This is a genomic window from Peribacillus sp. FSL R5-0717 (assembly GCF_038002945.1).
GTDB classification, from domain to species: domain Bacteria; phylum Bacillota; class Bacilli; order Bacillales; family DSM-1321; genus Peribacillus; species Peribacillus frigoritolerans.
This window is the reverse complement of record NZ_JBBOOF010000001.1, coordinates 2,664,548-2,680,840: the sequence shown is the minus strand read 5'-3', so window position 1 is coordinate 2,680,840 and position 16,293 is coordinate 2,664,548. Positions and strand designations below refer to the sequence as shown.

Below are 16,293 nucleotides of genomic sequence, written 5' to 3'. Positions count from 1 at the left end.
CCTATTTGAATGAATTACTCATTCAAAACTGAACAAAACAAAAGCGCTCTCGTAATTATCCTTAGAAAGGAGGTGATCCAGCCGCACCTTCCGATACGGCTACCTTGTTACGACTTCACCCCAATCATCTGTCCCACCTTAGGCGGCTGGCTCCATGAAGGTTACCTCACCGACTTCGGGTGTTACAAACTCTCGTGGTGTGACGGGCGGTGTGTACAAGGCCCGGGAACGTATTCACCGCGGCATGCTGATCCGCGATTACTAGCGATTCCGGCTTCATGCAGGCGAGTTGCAGCCTGCAATCCGAACTGAGAATGGCTTTATGGGATTCGCTTACCTTCGCAGGTTTGCAGCCCTTTGTACCATCCATTGTAGCACGTGTGTAGCCCAGGTCATAAGGGGCATGATGATTTGACGTCATCCCCACCTTCCTCCGGTTTGTCACCGGCAGTCACCTTAGAGTGCCCAACTGAATGCTGGCAACTAAGATCAAGGGTTGCGCTCGTTGCGGGACTTAACCCAACATCTCACGACACGAGCTGACGACAACCATGCACCACCTGTCACTCTGTCCCCCGAAGGGGAAAGCCCTATCTCTAGGGTTGTCAGAGGATGTCAAGACCTGGTAAGGTTCTTCGCGTTGCTTCGAATTAAACCACATGCTCCACCGCTTGTGCGGGCCCCCGTCAATTCCTTTGAGTTTCAGCCTTGCGGCCGTACTCCCCAGGCGGAGTGCTTAATGCGTTAGCTGCAGCACTAAAGGGCGGAAACCCTCTAACACTTAGCACTCATCGTTTACGGCGTGGACTACCAGGGTATCTAATCCTGTTTGCTCCCCACGCTTTCGCGCCTCAGTGTCAGTTACAGACCAGAAAGTCGCCTTCGCCACTGGTGTTCCTCCAAATCTCTACGCATTTCACCGCTACACTTGGAATTCCACTTTCCTCTTCTGCACTCAAGTTCCCCAGTTTCCAATGACCCTCCACGGTTGAGCCGTGGGCTTTCACATCAGACTTAAGGAACCACCTGCGCGCGCTTTACGCCCAATAATTCCGGACAACGCTTGCCACCTACGTATTACCGCGGCTGCTGGCACGTAGTTAGCCGTGGCTTTCTGGTTAGGTACCGTCAAGGTACCAGCAGTTACTCTGGTACTTGTTCTTCCCTAACAACAGAACTTTACGACCCGAAGGCCTTCTTCGTTCACGCGGCGTTGCTCCGTCAGACTTTCGTCCATTGCGGAAGATTCCCTACTGCTGCCTCCCGTAGGAGTCTGGGCCGTGTCTCAGTCCCAGTGTGGCCGATCACCCTCTCAGGTCGGCTACGCATCGTCGCCTTGGTGAGCCATTACCTCACCAACTAGCTAATGCGCCGCGGGCCCATCTATAAGTGACAGCGTAAACCGTCTTTCCATCTTCTCTCATGCGAGAAAAGAACGTATCCGGTATTAGCTCCGGTTTCCCGAAGTTATCCCAGTCTTATAGGCAGGTTGCCCACGTGTTACTCACCCGTCCGCCGCTAATCTCAGGGAGCAAGCTCCCATCGATTCGCTCGACTTGCATGTATTAGGCACGCCGCCAGCGTTCGTCCTGAGCCAGGATCAAACTCTCCGAAGAAATGTTTGACTTGCTCATTTGCTTTTTTGATAGTGTGTGCTCACTTAAAATTTAACGTTGGCGCTTTGTTTTGTTCAGTTTTCAAAGAGCAATTTGACTCTTCTTAAAGAATCAACTTTCATATCATAACAGAGCCAAATCGGCTTGTCAAGTTTTTTTGGTGGAGCCTAGCGGGATCGAACCGCTGACCTCCTGCGTGCAAGGCAGGCGCTCTCCCAGCTGAGCTAAGGCCCCAAAAAAAATAATGGTCGGGAAGACAGGATTCGAACCTGCGACCCCTTGGTCCCAAACCAAGTGCTCTACCAAGCTGAGCTACTTCCCGAAAAAATATGGTGCGCCCGGCGGGAGTCGAACCTACAACCTTCTGATTCGTAGTCAGATGCTCTATCCAATTGAGCTACGGGCGCATATTAAGATGGTGCCGAGGACCGGAATCGAACCGGTACGGTAGTCACCTACCGCAGGATTTTAAGTCCTGTGCGTCTGCCAGTTCCGCCACCCCGGCATAAATAAATAGTGGAGCGGAAGACGGGATTCGAACCCGCGACCCCAACCTTGGCAAGGTTGTATTCTACCACTGAACTACTTCCGCGAACATGCGGGTGAAGGGACTTGAACCCCCACGCCTTGCGGCGCCAGATCCTAAGTCTGGTGCGTCTGCCAATTCCGCCACACCCGCATAATAAAATGGTGAGCCATGAAGGATTCGAACCTTCGACCCTCTGATTAAAAGTCAGATGCTCTACCAACTGAGCTAATGGCTCATATAAACTATTTATATATGCAATATCAAGCTTGTATGAAAATGGTGCCGGCAAGAGGACTTGAACCCCCAACCTACTGATTACAAGTCAGTTGCTCTACCAGTTGAGCTACACCGGCAAGTGTAAAAATGGTGGAGGATGACGGGATCGAACCGCCGACCCTCTGCTTGTAAGGCAGATGCTCTCCCAGCTGAGCTAATCCTCCATATATAACTGCTTGGCGGCGTCCTACTCTCACAGGGGGAAACCCCCAACTACCATCGGCGCTGAAGAGCTTAACTGCCGTGTTCGGAATGGGAACGGGTGTGACCTCTTCGCTATCGCCACCAAACATAAAAGGAACGTTGTTCCTTCAAAACTAGATAATAAGAAGGTATTTCATTTTTTTAAAAACGTTGGTTAAGTCCTCGATCTATTAGTATCAGTCAGCTCCACATGTCACCATGCTTCCACCTCTGACCTATCAACCTGATCATCTTTCAGGGATCTTACTAGCTTGCGCCATGGGAAATCTCATCTTGAGGGGGGCTTCATGCTTAGATGCTTTCAGCACTTATCCCGTCCGCACGTAGCTACCCAGCTATGCCTTTGGCAAGACAACTGGTACACCAGCGGTGCGTCCATCCCGGTCCTCTCGTACTAAGGACAGCTCCTCTCAAATTTCCTGCGCCCGCGACGGATAGGGACCGAACTGTCTCACGACGTTCTGAACCCAGCTCGCGTACCGCTTTAATGGGCGAACAGCCCAACCCTTGGGACCGACTACAGCCCCAGGATGCGATGAGCCGACATCGAGGTGCCAAACCTCCCCGTCGATGTGGACTCTTGGGGGAGATAAGCCTGTTATCCCCGGGGTAGCTTTTATCCGTTGAGCGATGGCCCTTCCATGCGGAACCACCGGATCACTAAGCCCGACTTTCGTCCCTGCTCGACTTGTAGGTCTCGCAGTCAAGCTCCCTTGTGCCTTTACACTCTACGAATGATTTCCAACCATTCTGAGGGAACCTTTGGGCGCCTCCGTTACTCTTTAGGAGGCGACCGCCCCAGTCAAACTGCCCACCTGACACTGTCTCCCACCCCGATAAGGGGCGCGGGTTAGAATTTCAATACAGCCAGGGTAGTATCCCACCAACGCCTCCACCGAAGCTGGCGCTCCGGCTTCTCAGGCTCCTACCTATCCTGTACAAGCTGTACCAAAATTCAATATCAGGCTGCAGTAAAGCTCCACGGGGTCTTTCCGTCCTGTCGCGGGTAACCTGCATCTTCACAGGTACTATAATTTCACCGAGTCTCTCGTTGAGACAGTGCCCAGATCGTTACACCTTTCGTGCGGGTCGGAACTTACCCGACAAGGAATTTCGCTACCTTAGGACCGTTATAGTTACGGCCGCCGTTTACTGGGGCTTCGGTTCAAAGCTTCGCTTGCGCTAACCTCTCCCCTTAACCTTCCAGCACCGGGCAGGTGTCAGCCCCTATACTTCGCCTTGCGGCTTCGCAGAGACCTGTGTTTTTGCTAAACAGTCGCCTGGGCCTATTCACTGCGGCTTTTCTGGGCTATTCACCCTAAAAAGCACCCCTTCTCCCGAAGTTACGGGGTCATTTTGCCGAGTTCCTTAACGAGAGTTCTCTCGCACACCTTAGGATTCTCTCCTCGCCTACCTGTGTCGGTTTGCGGTACGGGCACCTTACATCTCACTAGAGGCTTTTCTTGGCAGCGTGGAATCAGGAACTTCGGTACTATATTTCCCTCGCCATCACAGCTCCGCCTTAATGGAAACGGGATTTGCCTCGTTTCCGGCCTAACTGCTTGGACGCGCATATCCAACAGCGCGCTTACCCTATCCTTCTGCGTCCCCCCATCGTTCAAACGATGTATAGGTGGTACAGGAATATCAACCTGTTGTCCATCGCCTACGCCTTTCGGCCTCGGCTTAGGTCCCGACTAACCCTGAGCGGACGAGCCTTCCTCAGGAAACCTTAGGCATTCGGTGGAAGGGATTCTCACCCTTCTTTCGCTACTCATACCGGCATTCTCACTTCTAAGCGCTCCACCAGTCCTTCCGGTCTGACTTCAACGCCCTTAGAACGCTCTCCTACCATCGACACCATACGGTGTCAATCCACAGCTTCGGTGATACGTTTAGCCCCGGTACATTTTCGGCGCGGAGTCACTCGACCAGTGAGCTATTACGCACTCTTTAAATGGTGGCTGCTTCTAAGCCAACATCCTGGTTGTCTAAGCAACTCCACATCCTTTTCCACTTAACGTATACTTTGGGACCTTAGCTGGTGGTCTGGGCTGTTTCCCTTTCGACTACGGATCTTATCACTCGCAGTCTGACTCCCAAGAATAAGTATTTGGCATTCGGAGTTTGACTGAATTCGGTAACCCGTTGGGGGCCCCTAGTCCAATCAGTGCTCTACCTCCAATACTCTCATCTTGAGGCTAGCCCTAAAGCTATTTCGGAGAGAACCAGCTATCTCCAGGTTCGATTGGAATTTCTCCGCTACCCACACCTCATCCCCGCACTTTTCAACGTGCGTGGGTTCGGGCCTCCATTCAGTGTTACCTGAACTTCACCCTGGACATGGGTAGATCACCTGGTTTCGGGTCTACGACCTCATACTCATTCGCCCTATTCAGACTCGCTTTCGCTGCGGCTCCGTCTCATCAACTTAACCTCGCATGAAATCGTAACTCGCCGGTTCATTCTACAAAAGGCACGCCATTACCCATTAACGGGCTTTGACTACTTGTAGGCACACGGTTTCAGGATCTATTTCACTCCCCTTCCGGGGTGCTTTTCACCTTTCCCTCACGGTACTGGTTCACTATCGGTCACTAGGGAGTATTTAGCCTTGGGAGATGGTCCTCCCTGCTTCCGACGGGATTTCTCGTGTCCCGCCGTACTCAGGATCCACTCAGGAGGGAACGAAGTTTCAACTACAGGGTTTTTACCTTCTTCGACGGACCTTTCCAGGTCGCTTCATTTACCCCGTTCCTTTGTAACTCCATGTTGAGTGTCCTACAACCCCAAGAGGCAAGCCTCTTGGTTTGGGCTAATTCCGTTTCGCTCGCCGCTACTCAGGAAATCGCGTTTGCTTTCTCTTCCTCCGGGTACTTAGATGTTTCAGTTCCCCGGGTCTGCCTTCAGTACCCTATGTATTCAGGTAAAGATACTGTTCCATTACGAACAGTGGGTTTCCCCATTCGGAAATCTCCGGATCAAAGCTTACTTACAGCTCCCCGAAGCATATCGGTGTTAGTCCCGTCCTTCATCGGCTCCTAGTGCCAAGGCATCCACCGTGCGCCCTTTCTAACTTAACCGTTAAAAAAGATCTTACAGATGCTTTGAAAAAAATTAATTGCCTTCTATCTATTATCTAGTTTTCAAGGAACAAAGCAGAAAGAATCCATCACATCGTGACGTTCGTCTTTCCTATTTGAATGAATTACTCATTCAAAACTGAACAAAACAAAAGCGCTCTCGTAATTATCCTTAGAAAGGAGGTGATCCAGCCGCACCTTCCGATACGGCTACCTTGTTACGACTTCACCCCAATCATCTGTCCCACCTTAGGCGGCTGGCTCCATGAAGGTTACCTCACCGACTTCGGGTGTTACAAACTCTCGTGGTGTGACGGGCGGTGTGTACAAGGCCCGGGAACGTATTCACCGCGGCATGCTGATCCGCGATTACTAGCGATTCCGGCTTCATGCAGGCGAGTTGCAGCCTGCAATCCGAACTGAGAATGGCTTTATGGGATTCGCTTACCTTCGCAGGTTTGCAGCCCTTTGTACCATCCATTGTAGCACGTGTGTAGCCCAGGTCATAAGGGGCATGATGATTTGACGTCATCCCCACCTTCCTCCGGTTTGTCACCGGCAGTCACCTTAGAGTGCCCAACTGAATGCTGGCAACTAAGATCAAGGGTTGCGCTCGTTGCGGGACTTAACCCAACATCTCACGACACGAGCTGACGACAACCATGCACCACCTGTCACTCTGTCCCCCGAAGGGGAAAGCCCTATCTCTAGGGTTGTCAGAGGATGTCAAGACCTGGTAAGGTTCTTCGCGTTGCTTCGAATTAAACCACATGCTCCACCGCTTGTGCGGGCCCCCGTCAATTCCTTTGAGTTTCAGCCTTGCGGCCGTACTCCCCAGGCGGAGTGCTTAATGCGTTAGCTGCAGCACTAAAGGGCGGAAACCCTCTAACACTTAGCACTCATCGTTTACGGCGTGGACTACCAGGGTATCTAATCCTGTTTGCTCCCCACGCTTTCGCGCCTCAGTGTCAGTTACAGACCAGAAAGTCGCCTTCGCCACTGGTGTTCCTCCAAATCTCTACGCATTTCACCGCTACACTTGGAATTCCACTTTCCTCTTCTGCACTCAAGTTCCCCAGTTTCCAATGACCCTCCACGGTTGAGCCGTGGGCTTTCACATCAGACTTAAGGAACCACCTGCGCGCGCTTTACGCCCAATAATTCCGGACAACGCTTGCCACCTACGTATTACCGCGGCTGCTGGCACGTAGTTAGCCGTGGCTTTCTGGTTAGGTACCGTCAAGGTACCAGCAGTTACTCTGGTACTTGTTCTTCCCTAACAACAGAACTTTACGACCCGAAGGCCTTCTTCGTTCACGCGGCGTTGCTCCGTCAGACTTTCGTCCATTGCGGAAGATTCCCTACTGCTGCCTCCCGTAGGAGTCTGGGCCGTGTCTCAGTCCCAGTGTGGCCGATCACCCTCTCAGGTCGGCTACGCATCGTCGCCTTGGTGAGCCATTACCTCACCAACTAGCTAATGCGCCGCGGGCCCATCTATAAGTGACAGCGTAAACCGTCTTTCCATCTTCTCTCATGCGAGAAAAGAACGTATCCGGTATTAGCTCCGGTTTCCCGAAGTTATCCCAGTCTTATAGGCAGGTTGCCCACGTGTTACTCACCCGTCCGCCGCTAATCTCAGGGAGCAAGCTCCCATCGATTCGCTCGACTTGCATGTATTAGGCACGCCGCCAGCGTTCGTCCTGAGCCAGGATCAAACTCTCCGAAGAAATGTTTGACTTGCTCATTTGCTTTTTTGATAGTGTGTGCTCACTTAAAATTTAACGTTGGCGCTTTGTTTTGTTCAGTTTTCAAAGAGCAATGTCTTTCGGAACAGCTTATTTATAATAACATTTTCATTACTGCAAGTCAACAACTTTTTTAAAACTTTTTAAAGTTTGTAATCTGTTTGCAACTCGTTCGTAACGACAGATATAAATATAACACCATTACGTTAACTGTGCAATACCTTTTATAAAGTTTTTTTGAGATAATGTTGTTTTTCTTTTAAACCCTAGAATCCACTCTATTGAAAGGCATGAAATTATAATTAAAAAACAAAAACCGAATTGGACTTACCAGGATCAGGAGCTACGCCCATGATCCCAGCCATCCGAATTCGGCCCTGCAATCAAAACTCATTTTGCTTATATTTAGCGATGTCTCATTAAAGGGAATAACAGGACGTCACGTATGGAAGGAGAATTGGTCAATAGCATAACCAAACGGTCAACACCAATTCCAAGTCCGCCAGTCGGCGGCATTCCATATTCTAACGCCTCCAAGAAATCTTCATCCATTTCATGAGCTTCATCATTACCTTGCTCTCGTTCTTTCAATTGAGCTTCAAAGCGTTGACGTTGATCAATAGGATCATTAAGTTCAGTGAAGGCATTTGCGTGCTCCCTACCTACTATGAATAACTCAAAACGATCTGTGAAACGGGAATCTTCCGGATTTTTCTTTGCTAAAGGAGAGATTTCCACTGGATGCCCATAGATGAATGTAGGTTGAATTAACTTATCTTCGACCTTTTGTTCAAAGAATTCATTTACGATATGGCCGAACTCCATGGATTCCTTAACTTCAATCCCATTTTCTTTAGCAAGCTGCTGGGCTTCTTCTTTACTCATTTCAGTCCAGAAGTCCACACCGGTATATTCTTTTACAGCGTCAACCATGTGAAGTCGTTTCCATTCCGGTTTTAACTCAATCTCATACTCCCCATACTGGATGGTAGTCGTCCCAAGAACTTCTTGAGCTATATGGGCAATCAAGTTTTCCGTTAAGCTCATGATATCTTGGTAATCCGCATAGGCCTCGTATAATTCAATCAATGTGAATTCAGGATTGTGCCTTGTGGACACCCCTTCATTTCTGAAAACCCGGCCAATTTCATAAACTTTCTCCAATCCGCCAACGATCAAGCGTTTTAGATGAAGTTCAATGGCAATCCTTAAATTCAAAGGCATATCCAAAGCATTATGGTGAGTAAGGAAAGGTCGTGCAGCAGCTCCACCAGCAACAGAGTGCAATAGCGGCGTCTCCACTTCAAGGTATCCATGATCATCCAAATACCTTCTCATGGCTTGTACAATGCGACTGCGCATGATCAACGTATTTTTGCTTTCTTCATTCGTAATTAAATCGACATAGCGTTTCCTGTAACGCTCTTCAACATCCTTCAAGCCATGAAATTTATCAGGCAACGGACGAAGCGCTTTAGCAAGGAACACATATTCTTTAGCTTTAATGGAAAGTTCCCCGACTTTCGTTTTGAAGATAACGCCAGTTACCCCTACAAGATCACCAAGATCCGTTTGGTTGAAAATTTGGTAAGAATCTTCCCCTATGTTATCCAAACGGACGTAGATCTGGATTTGGCCGCTAATATCCTGGATATGGGCAAATCCCGCTTTTCCTTTTCCGCGCTTCGTCATGACACGGCCAGCGATCGTAACTTCAATTTCTTTTTCTTCAAGTTCTTCTTTTTCTAATTCACCATAAGCACTGATTAACTCTTGAGTGTTATGTGTGCGCTCGAATCTGCTCCCGAAAGGGTCTAGTCCATTATCCATCATCGCTTGCATTTTATCGCGTCTTACCTGCAGTTGGTCATTCAATTCTTCATGACTCACGAAAATCATCTCCATCTTTATTAATAAATGCCTTATATAATTAATCAGAAATTCTTTTGCATACATATTTATTCTTACATAAAGTAAAGGAATTCAACAGCTTTTTATCATAAAACATTGTTTATGTACATATAAAAACTGCCAGGATTACTGGCAGTTTAAGATAAGCGTATTATAGGAAAATAGGAAGGTAATGTCAAACATCAGACCATTTGGATATTTTGTTGCTTCGCTTCAATATCATCAACAAGTCCATAGAGAAGCTTCACAACATCTTCCCTTGTTTCACAATCATTAATTCCTTTGCGTGCCGTAGCATTCCCTTTAACACCCTTTAAATACCAAGAAGCATGCTTACGCATTTCACGAACGGCGACATTTTCATTTTTCAACGCAATCAGACGATCCATATGAAGCACGCAAACATCCATCTTTTCACGAACTGAAGGCTCATCCATCAGTTGACCGGTTTCAAGATATTTTACAGTCCGGTAAATCATCCACGGGTTACCTAGAGCTGCACGGCCGATCATGACTCCATCAACACCCGTTTCCTTCAGCATTCTTTCCGCATCCTGTGGAGTTCCCACATCACCGTTACCGATAAGGGGAATATTAATTGATTTCTTCACTTCACGGATGATGTCCCAGTTAGCTTTTCCTTCATACATTTGAACACGTGTTCTGCCATGCATGGAAACAGCTTTACCACCTGCGCGTTCAACAGCCTGAGCATTTTGAATCGCAAAAACGTGTTCATCATCCCAGCCTATGCGCATTTTTACCGTTACCGGCTTTTCAACAGCATCAACCACCGCTGAAACCATCTCATAAATTTTGTTTGGATCGAGAAGCCACTTCGCACCCGCATCACATTTAGTGATTTTAGGGACAGGGCAGCCCATGTTGATATCAATGATGTCAGCAGTTGTATTTTTATCTACAAATTGCGCAGCCTCAACCAAAGATTTCTTCTCACCGCCAAAGATTTGCAAACTTAACGGCTTTTCTCTTTCATCTATATAAAGCATATTCATCGTTCTAGCATTTTTAAGAACGATTCCCTTGTCACTGACCATCTCCGCACAAACAAGACCAGCACCAAATTCCTTGACAGTCAAGCGGAATGCCGAGTTACAGACTCCCGCCATCGGGGCCAGCACTACCTGGTTCTTCATTTCTATATCGCCTATTCTTAACACGTTGTGCCCCCCTATAACATTCTTTCATTTATCATCAGGTGGCTGAAGCTCCTCAATGGAAATATGAAGAATTTCCGCCACTTCCAGTAAAAATGCTTCTGAAGGGTTACGGTTCCCTCGTTCAACTTCTCCCAGCAAGGAAACGGAAACACCTATCTCCCTCGCAAACCCTTCCTGGGTATAACCCTTTAACTTTCGAAAAGCGCGAATACGCCTTCCCCATTTTTCACCTTCCATAATCGAACTCCTTCTTTATCCGAAATCTGTTCAAGCAGGTCGCTCAAAGGTGCACGCATTTGCGGAAGTGATATATCTGGGTCCACTTCCATTAAAGGCACGATAACAAAAGCCCTCTCGCGCATACGAGGGTGCGGGACTGAAAGAATCTCTGTCTCAATATTTTCATGATTATATAACAAAATGTCAAGGTCTAAAGTACGAGGACCCCACCTAATTTCCCTTTTTCTCCCTAAATCCTGTTCAATTTTCATACAAGCGTGAAGTAATTGTTCGGGTTCTAAATCGGTTTTCACTTTAAGGACAGCATTTAAAAAACAGTCCTGGTCTTCATATCCTATCGGATCCGTTTCATATAAAGAGGAGCATGACACCAATTTGATATGCGGGCTTTCAGACAATAATTGGAAAGCCTTTCGGAATGTTTCAAGGCGATCACCTAAGTTCGACCCTATTGAAAGGTAAGCAATATTTCTCACTATCAGCGTCCCCTTACAATCTCTATAGCAACCGAATCATAGTGACCTGCTATTGGAGGATCTGGTTTATAAACCTTGACGGTGCATGTCTCGATGGAAGAATATTTATTAAGCAATTCAGAGGCGATTTTTTCAGCGACAGCTTCCACTAACTTAAAAGGTTTTCCCTCAACAACATTTTTACACACCTCATATAACTCGCCATAGTTGATTGAATCTTCAAGGTTGTCACTCTTTCCTGCCTTGGCTAAATCAGTCTGGACGATTAAATCCACTTTAAATCGCTGACCAAGCTTCGTTTCTTCCGGAAAAACTCCATGATAACCGTAAAACTCCATTTTATTCACATATATCTTATCCATATCATTCACCTTTTCCTAATAGAGCATCCATCATCTTTGCAGTCCGTGCCATTTCCTTCACATCATGTACGCGAACCATTTGACAGCCTTGTTGAATGCCATGACAGATTGTGGCGGCCGTTCCTTCCATTCGCTCACTAGGCGGCAGGTCCAGAACATGTCCAATCATGGATTTTCTTGATGTGGCTAACAGAACTGGATAACCTAACGATACCAGCTTATCAAGATTCCTCATCATTTCTAAATTTAACTTTAAATCTTTCGCAAAGCCAATTCCTGGATCGAGTATGATGTTTTCATCCTTGACACCTGCATCCTTCACCAACATGATGCTTTCGAATAAATCTTGAAGTACATCCCGAACAAAATGTCCATATTCCATATTACCCCTGTTATGCATCAAGATGATCGGCACCTTATATTCCCCAGCAACCTTCGGCATCAAGGAATCGGCTTTACCTCCCCAAATGTCATTTAATATATGGGCTCCTGCTTTTACCGCCGCTTCCGCCACTCTTGATTTATACGTATCGACCGATATTGGAACCTCAATATTACGGGATATGGCCTCTATAATCGGGGCGACTCTCTCTATTTCCTCTTCCTCCGATATCCTCTCATAATTAGGTCGGGTGGACTCTCCGCCTACATCCAATATATCCGCTCCATCGTTGACCATCCGTTCGGCATGCTTCAAAGCAGCATCTATCCGATTATATTTCCCGCCATCCGAAAAGGAGTCCGGCGTAACATTCAAAATCCCCATAATTAAGGTTTTATTGCTGTAATCCAAATCAAATGAACCGCACTTTATTTTTGACGCTCCAGCTAATGACATCCAACGTTCTCCTTCACTTAAAGAAATCTATATATACGAGTTTACCCATTTACACAGGCATAGTGCAAGCTCCATGAAGATTCGGAACACTTCTGCAAACATTTCTGCAAAAAGAAAAGCAAAGCCCCTAAGGAACTTCGCTTCTCATTTTTAGTGTCTTGTCTTACTCAAAGTTATATAATGGCGTACTTAAGTAGCGTTCACCATTACTTGGTATGATGGCAAGTACCTTTTTGCCTTTTCCCAGTTTGTCAGCCACTTTAATGGCAGCTGCGATTGCACCTCCAGAAGAAATTCCGCCAAGGATTCCTTCTTCTTTTGCTGCGCGGCGTGCATAATCAAAAGATTCCTCTGTATTGACTTGAATGATTTCGTCATAGAGATCTGTATTCAATATAGTTGGTATGAAGCCTGCTCCGATTCCTTGGATTTTATGAGGTCCTGGAGTTCCTCCCGATAATACTGGGGAATCCGCAGGTTCAACAGCGTAAATTTTAATGTCAGGGAACTTCTCACGCAGGACTTCACCGGCACCTGTAATGGTTCCGCCAGTACCGATACCGGCAACGAATGCATCCAGACCTTCATCTCCAAAGGCTTCAACGATTTCAGGGCCTGTAGTGTTCCGATGTACTTCAGGGTTGGCTTCGTTTTCGAATTGCTGTGGAATGAAGTAACCTTTTTCTTTAGAAAGCTCAGTCGCCTTTGCGATTGCACCCTTCATTCCTTCAGGCCCAGGAGTAAGAACTAATTCTGCTCCATAAGCGCGAAGCAAGTTACGGCGTTCCAAGCTCATCGTCTCCGGCATAACCAGAATTGATTTATAGCCCTTTGCCGCAGCTACCATCGCCAGGCCTATTCCAGTATTTCCGCTTGTAGGTTCAATGATCGTATCACCTGGCTTAAGGGTACCATTTTTTTCTGCCGCTTCGATCATCGCAAGGGCGATACGGTCTTTTACACTGCTGCCTGGGTTAAAATACTCAAGTTTCAAATAAATATCTGCACTGTTTTCATTTTGAAGCTTGTTTAACTTAACAATAGGTGTTTGTCCAATTAAATCGATTACAGAATTAGCTATACGTGCCATTTTCTCCACTCCCTTATCATTTCAATACCGAGTATGTTTATTGGTTTTATAATTTTAAAGTTACCAGTTTTAATAGTTCATTGTCAATGATTATATACTATATTCTAAATTTTCTCACACAACCATTGACCTACTTTTCTTCCTTCAATCCATAAAACCATTCTACATCAAATTCGTCCCAGAAAATTTTCCCTGAGACCGGTGCCTGAATCTGTTCAAGAGCTATTTGGCGGCGAATCTTGTCTTTAACTTCGTCATATTCATATTGCTTGCCCTCTATTCTTTCATGCAGGTAGAGAACGGCCCAGCCATCCTCCGTTTTGATTGCATCACTCCACTTTTTAACCTTCAATTTCTCGGCAGCGGTAATGTATTCCTTGGATACTTGCTCGTTATCCTGTGATATATAACCCATATCGCCCCCTTGATTGGCAGTAAATTCATCAAGGGACTTTTCCATCGCCAAGACTTCAAAGGAGACACCTTTCTCCAGTTCACGTATGACTTGGTCTGCCTGCTTTTTTGTAGACGTGGTAATATGGGAAATATGGAAAGCAGTAGGGATTCTATAGATATCCTTATTATTATCATAATAATTCCGCATTTCCGTTTTGGAAACCGAAACGTCCTTGGTGAGGAGCTTCTCGAGGAGGAGACTCGACTGAATTTCCTGCCTCAATTGATCGTTACTTTTATTAAGGTTCTGACCGGCAGTCCCATACATCGTTTTCATCATTTTAAGTTCCCGATCTAGCTCTTCATCCGAAATTTTCACTTTGTATTTTTCAGCTGCCTGTTTCACTACCTCTTTATCGACCATTTCCTCAAGTACATCTTCCCCATATCTTTTTTCGAGCTCATTCATCCATGCGTCCCGGGAAATATCCTTCGACCCGACCTTCGCGGCCGTTTCTTCCCCAATGACGGTTTTTGAAATGATTAGTGGTTTTATGACAAAGATAATGATAGTCAATAGGTTCAACAAGGCAAGGCCAGCAATAATTGCCCGAAGCTTGTGTTTTGGCAAACCCTTATCCCCCGTACATTATTTTTTGGTTTCCGCTTCCAGTTCCTCAAGTTGTTCCTTAGAGAATTGGTAGGTCTGATTACAAAAATGACAATGCGCCTCCGCTTGTCCGTCTGTCTCTATAATATCCCGAATCTCAGCCTGCCCCAGGCTGATCAATGCATTCGCAATTCTTTCCCTTGAACATTGACAGGAGAACTGGACATCCACTTTTTCTAATATATTCACATTGCCCTCACCTAAAATTTCGGTTAGGATTTCTTCAGGAGTCATGCCGTTTTGAATCATCTTGGAAACTGGAGTAATCGTGCTTAGTCTTTTTTCGATTTTGGAAATCGTATCATCGGATGTACCCGGCATCAACTGAATGATAAATCCGCCCGCTGCAAGGATTGAATTATCCGGATTCACCAGGACCCCAACCCCCACTGATGAAGGCACCTGTTCGGAAGTAACAAAGTAATAAGTGAAATCTTCACCCAGTTCTCCAGATACAAGCGGTACTTGCCCTGAAAAGTAATCACGAAGACCAATATCTTTCACAACAGTCAACAATCCATCGGTACCCACCGCTTTCCTGACATCCAGCTTACCTTGCTCATTCAAATCAAAATGGGTTTGCGGATGAGTGACATATCCGCGGACTTCTCCCTTTGCATTGCTGTCGACCAGGATGGATCCAATCGGACCACCACCCTCGATTTTAATCGTCAGCTTTTCTTCACCTTTTAACATTCCACCCATCATAACGCCTGCCGTCATAGCCCGTCCAAGGGCAGCCGAAGCAGTGGGCCATGTATAATGGCGTCGCTGAGCTTCTCCTACGGTGTCTGTTGTTGAAACAGCATATGCACGAACCTGTCCTTCATAACCTAACGCCTTTATTAGATAATCCTTCATTTATATTGCTCCTTTCATGCTTTGTGTTACTTCTTCACTTGCTCACGATTACGTTTATAAATCAGCTGCAAACCCTTCAAGGTCAAAAATGGCTCCACAACGTCAATAACAGTAGACTCATTAGCAATTAAGGTAGCCAGTCCGCCTGTCGCTATTACCGTTGGTTCTAGATTACTTTGCGCTTTAATTCGATTAACGATTCCTTCTACCTGCCCAACATACCCATACAAAATGCCAGCCTGCATGGCGGACACCGTATTTTTCCCAATAATCCCTTCCGGACGGCTGATTTCTATTCTCGGAAGTTTGGCTGCCTTTGAATAAAGTGCCTCGGTAGAAATATTTATACCCGGGGCAATGGCTCCTCCCATGTATTGTTTATCCTCATTTATGTAGCAATATGTAGTTGCCGTACCAAAATCCACGATAATGAGAGGGCTTCCATATTCCTGAATGCCAGCAACAGCATTAACGATTCGGTCCGCTCCCACCTCACGGGGATTTTCGTATTTAATATTCAATCCAGTTTTTATTCCAGGTCCAACTATAAGCGGTTTAATTCCAAAGTATTTTTTGCACATGCGTTCAAGCGCAAACATAATTGGCGGAACTACCGAAGAAATAATGATTCCATCAAATTGATCAAACGCAAGACTTTCATGCTGCAGCAAAGACTTTATGATCATTCCATACTCATCTTCTGTCTTGTGACGATTAGTCTCAATTCGCCAATGATATTTTAAAATATCTTCATCGTATACGCCTAATACGGTATTCGTATTCCCAACATCCAATACAAAAATCATCGTTTCATC

The 16,293-nt window shown here is 46.4% G+C and carries 10 protein-coding genes, 9 tRNA genes and 4 rRNA genes; all 23 read right to left on the bottom strand.

Annotation, left to right across the window (positions count from 1 at the left end; translation table 11 throughout):
* Window positions 1-65: 65 nt before the first annotated feature.
* Window positions 66-1,616 (bottom strand): 16S ribosomal RNA (locus NYE65_RS13100).
* Window positions 1,617-1,774: 158 nt separating this feature from the next.
* Window positions 1,775-1,850 (bottom strand) — tRNA-Ala (locus tag NYE65_RS13095).
* Window positions 1,851-1,861: 11 nt separating this feature from the next.
* Window positions 1,862-1,938, bottom strand: a tRNA-Pro gene (locus NYE65_RS13090).
* 8 nt (window positions 1,939-1,946) lie between these two features.
* A tRNA-Arg gene (locus NYE65_RS13085) sits at window positions 1,947-2,023 on the bottom strand.
* Window positions 2,024-2,032: 9 nt separating this feature from the next.
* A tRNA-Leu gene (locus NYE65_RS13080) sits at window positions 2,033-2,121 on the bottom strand.
* 12 nt (window positions 2,122-2,133) lie between these two features.
* Window positions 2,134-2,208 (bottom strand) — tRNA-Gly (locus NYE65_RS13075).
* Between the two features lie 5 nt (window positions 2,209-2,213).
* Window positions 2,214-2,295: transfer RNA gene (locus tag NYE65_RS13070), tRNA-Leu, on the bottom strand.
* A gap of 9 nt (window positions 2,296-2,304) precedes the next feature.
* Window positions 2,305-2,380 (bottom strand) — tRNA-Lys (locus NYE65_RS13065).
* Between the two features lie 42 nt (window positions 2,381-2,422).
* A tRNA-Thr gene (locus tag NYE65_RS13060) sits at window positions 2,423-2,498 on the bottom strand.
* 11 nt (window positions 2,499-2,509) lie between these two features.
* A tRNA-Val gene (locus NYE65_RS13055) sits at window positions 2,510-2,585 on the bottom strand.
* 10 nt (window positions 2,586-2,595) lie between these two features.
* Window positions 2,596-2,711 (bottom strand): 5S ribosomal RNA (rrf, locus tag NYE65_RS13050).
* Between the two features lie 64 nt (window positions 2,712-2,775).
* Window positions 2,776-5,708 (bottom strand): 23S ribosomal RNA (locus NYE65_RS13045).
* A 176-nt stretch (window positions 5,709-5,884) separates the two neighbouring features.
* Window positions 5,885-7,435, bottom strand: a 16S ribosomal RNA gene (locus NYE65_RS13040).
* Together the 16S, 23S and 5S rRNA genes with 9 tRNA genes alongside form the textbook arrangement of a ribosomal RNA operon.
* A gap of 423 nt (window positions 7,436-7,858) precedes the next feature.
* The gene (lysS, locus tag NYE65_RS13035; protein ID WP_268592865.1) at window positions 7,859-9,358 is read right to left on the bottom strand and encodes a lysine--tRNA ligase; all 1,500 of its coding nucleotides are present in this window, start codon (window positions 9,356-9,358) and stop codon (window positions 7,859-7,861) included.
* A gap of 188 nt (window positions 9,359-9,546) precedes the next feature.
* Window positions 9,547-10,545: a tRNA dihydrouridine synthase DusB gene (gene dusB, locus NYE65_RS13030; protein WP_340861039.1), complete on the bottom strand. Its 999-nt coding sequence runs from the start codon at window positions 10,543-10,545 to the stop codon at window positions 9,547-9,549.
* A gap of 24 nt (window positions 10,546-10,569) precedes the next feature.
* A complete protein-coding gene (locus NYE65_RS13025; protein WP_328178535.1) occupies window positions 10,570-10,782 on the bottom strand; it encodes a helix-turn-helix domain-containing protein in 213 nt (70 codons plus the stop codon).
* The gene (gene folK / locus NYE65_RS13020) at window positions 10,734-11,261 is read right to left on the bottom strand and encodes a 2-amino-4-hydroxy-6-hydroxymethyldihydropteridine diphosphokinase (protein ID WP_034316285.1); all 528 of its coding nucleotides are present in this window, start codon (window positions 11,259-11,261) and stop codon (window positions 10,734-10,736) included. The genes NYE65_RS13025 and folK overlap by 49 nt, the downstream gene beginning before the upstream one ends.
* A gap of 2 nt (window positions 11,262-11,263) precedes the next feature.
* Entirely contained in the window at window positions 11,264-11,623 is a 360-nt protein-coding gene (gene folB / locus NYE65_RS13015; RefSeq protein ID WP_095679957.1) for a dihydroneopterin aldolase, read from the bottom strand.
* A gap of 1 nt (window position 11,624) precedes the next feature.
* Window positions 11,625-12,461, bottom strand: coding sequence for a dihydropteroate synthase (gene folP, locus NYE65_RS13010; protein WP_340861038.1), 837 nt, complete (start codon window positions 12,459-12,461; stop codon window positions 11,625-11,627).
* 163 nt (window positions 12,462-12,624) lie between these two features.
* Window positions 12,625-13,551, bottom strand: coding sequence for a cysteine synthase A (cysK, locus tag NYE65_RS13005; protein ID WP_034316291.1), 927 nt, complete (start codon window positions 13,549-13,551; stop codon window positions 12,625-12,627).
* A gap of 130 nt (window positions 13,552-13,681) precedes the next feature.
* Complete coding sequence (locus NYE65_RS13000; RefSeq protein WP_340861037.1) at window positions 13,682-14,578, bottom strand: peptidyl-prolyl cis-trans isomerase; 897 nt, start codon at window positions 14,576-14,578, stop codon at window positions 13,682-13,684.
* 18 nt (window positions 14,579-14,596) lie between these two features.
* Complete coding sequence (gene hslO, locus NYE65_RS12995; RefSeq protein WP_034316295.1) at window positions 14,597-15,478, bottom strand: Hsp33 family molecular chaperone HslO; 882 nt, start codon at window positions 15,476-15,478, stop codon at window positions 14,597-14,599.
* 26 nt (window positions 15,479-15,504) lie between these two features.
* Window positions 15,505-16,284, bottom strand: a complete 780-nt coding sequence (locus NYE65_RS12990) for a type III pantothenate kinase (protein ID WP_034316297.1) — start codon at window positions 16,282-16,284, stop codon at window positions 15,505-15,507.
* Window positions 16,285-16,293 lie beyond the last annotated feature (9 nt).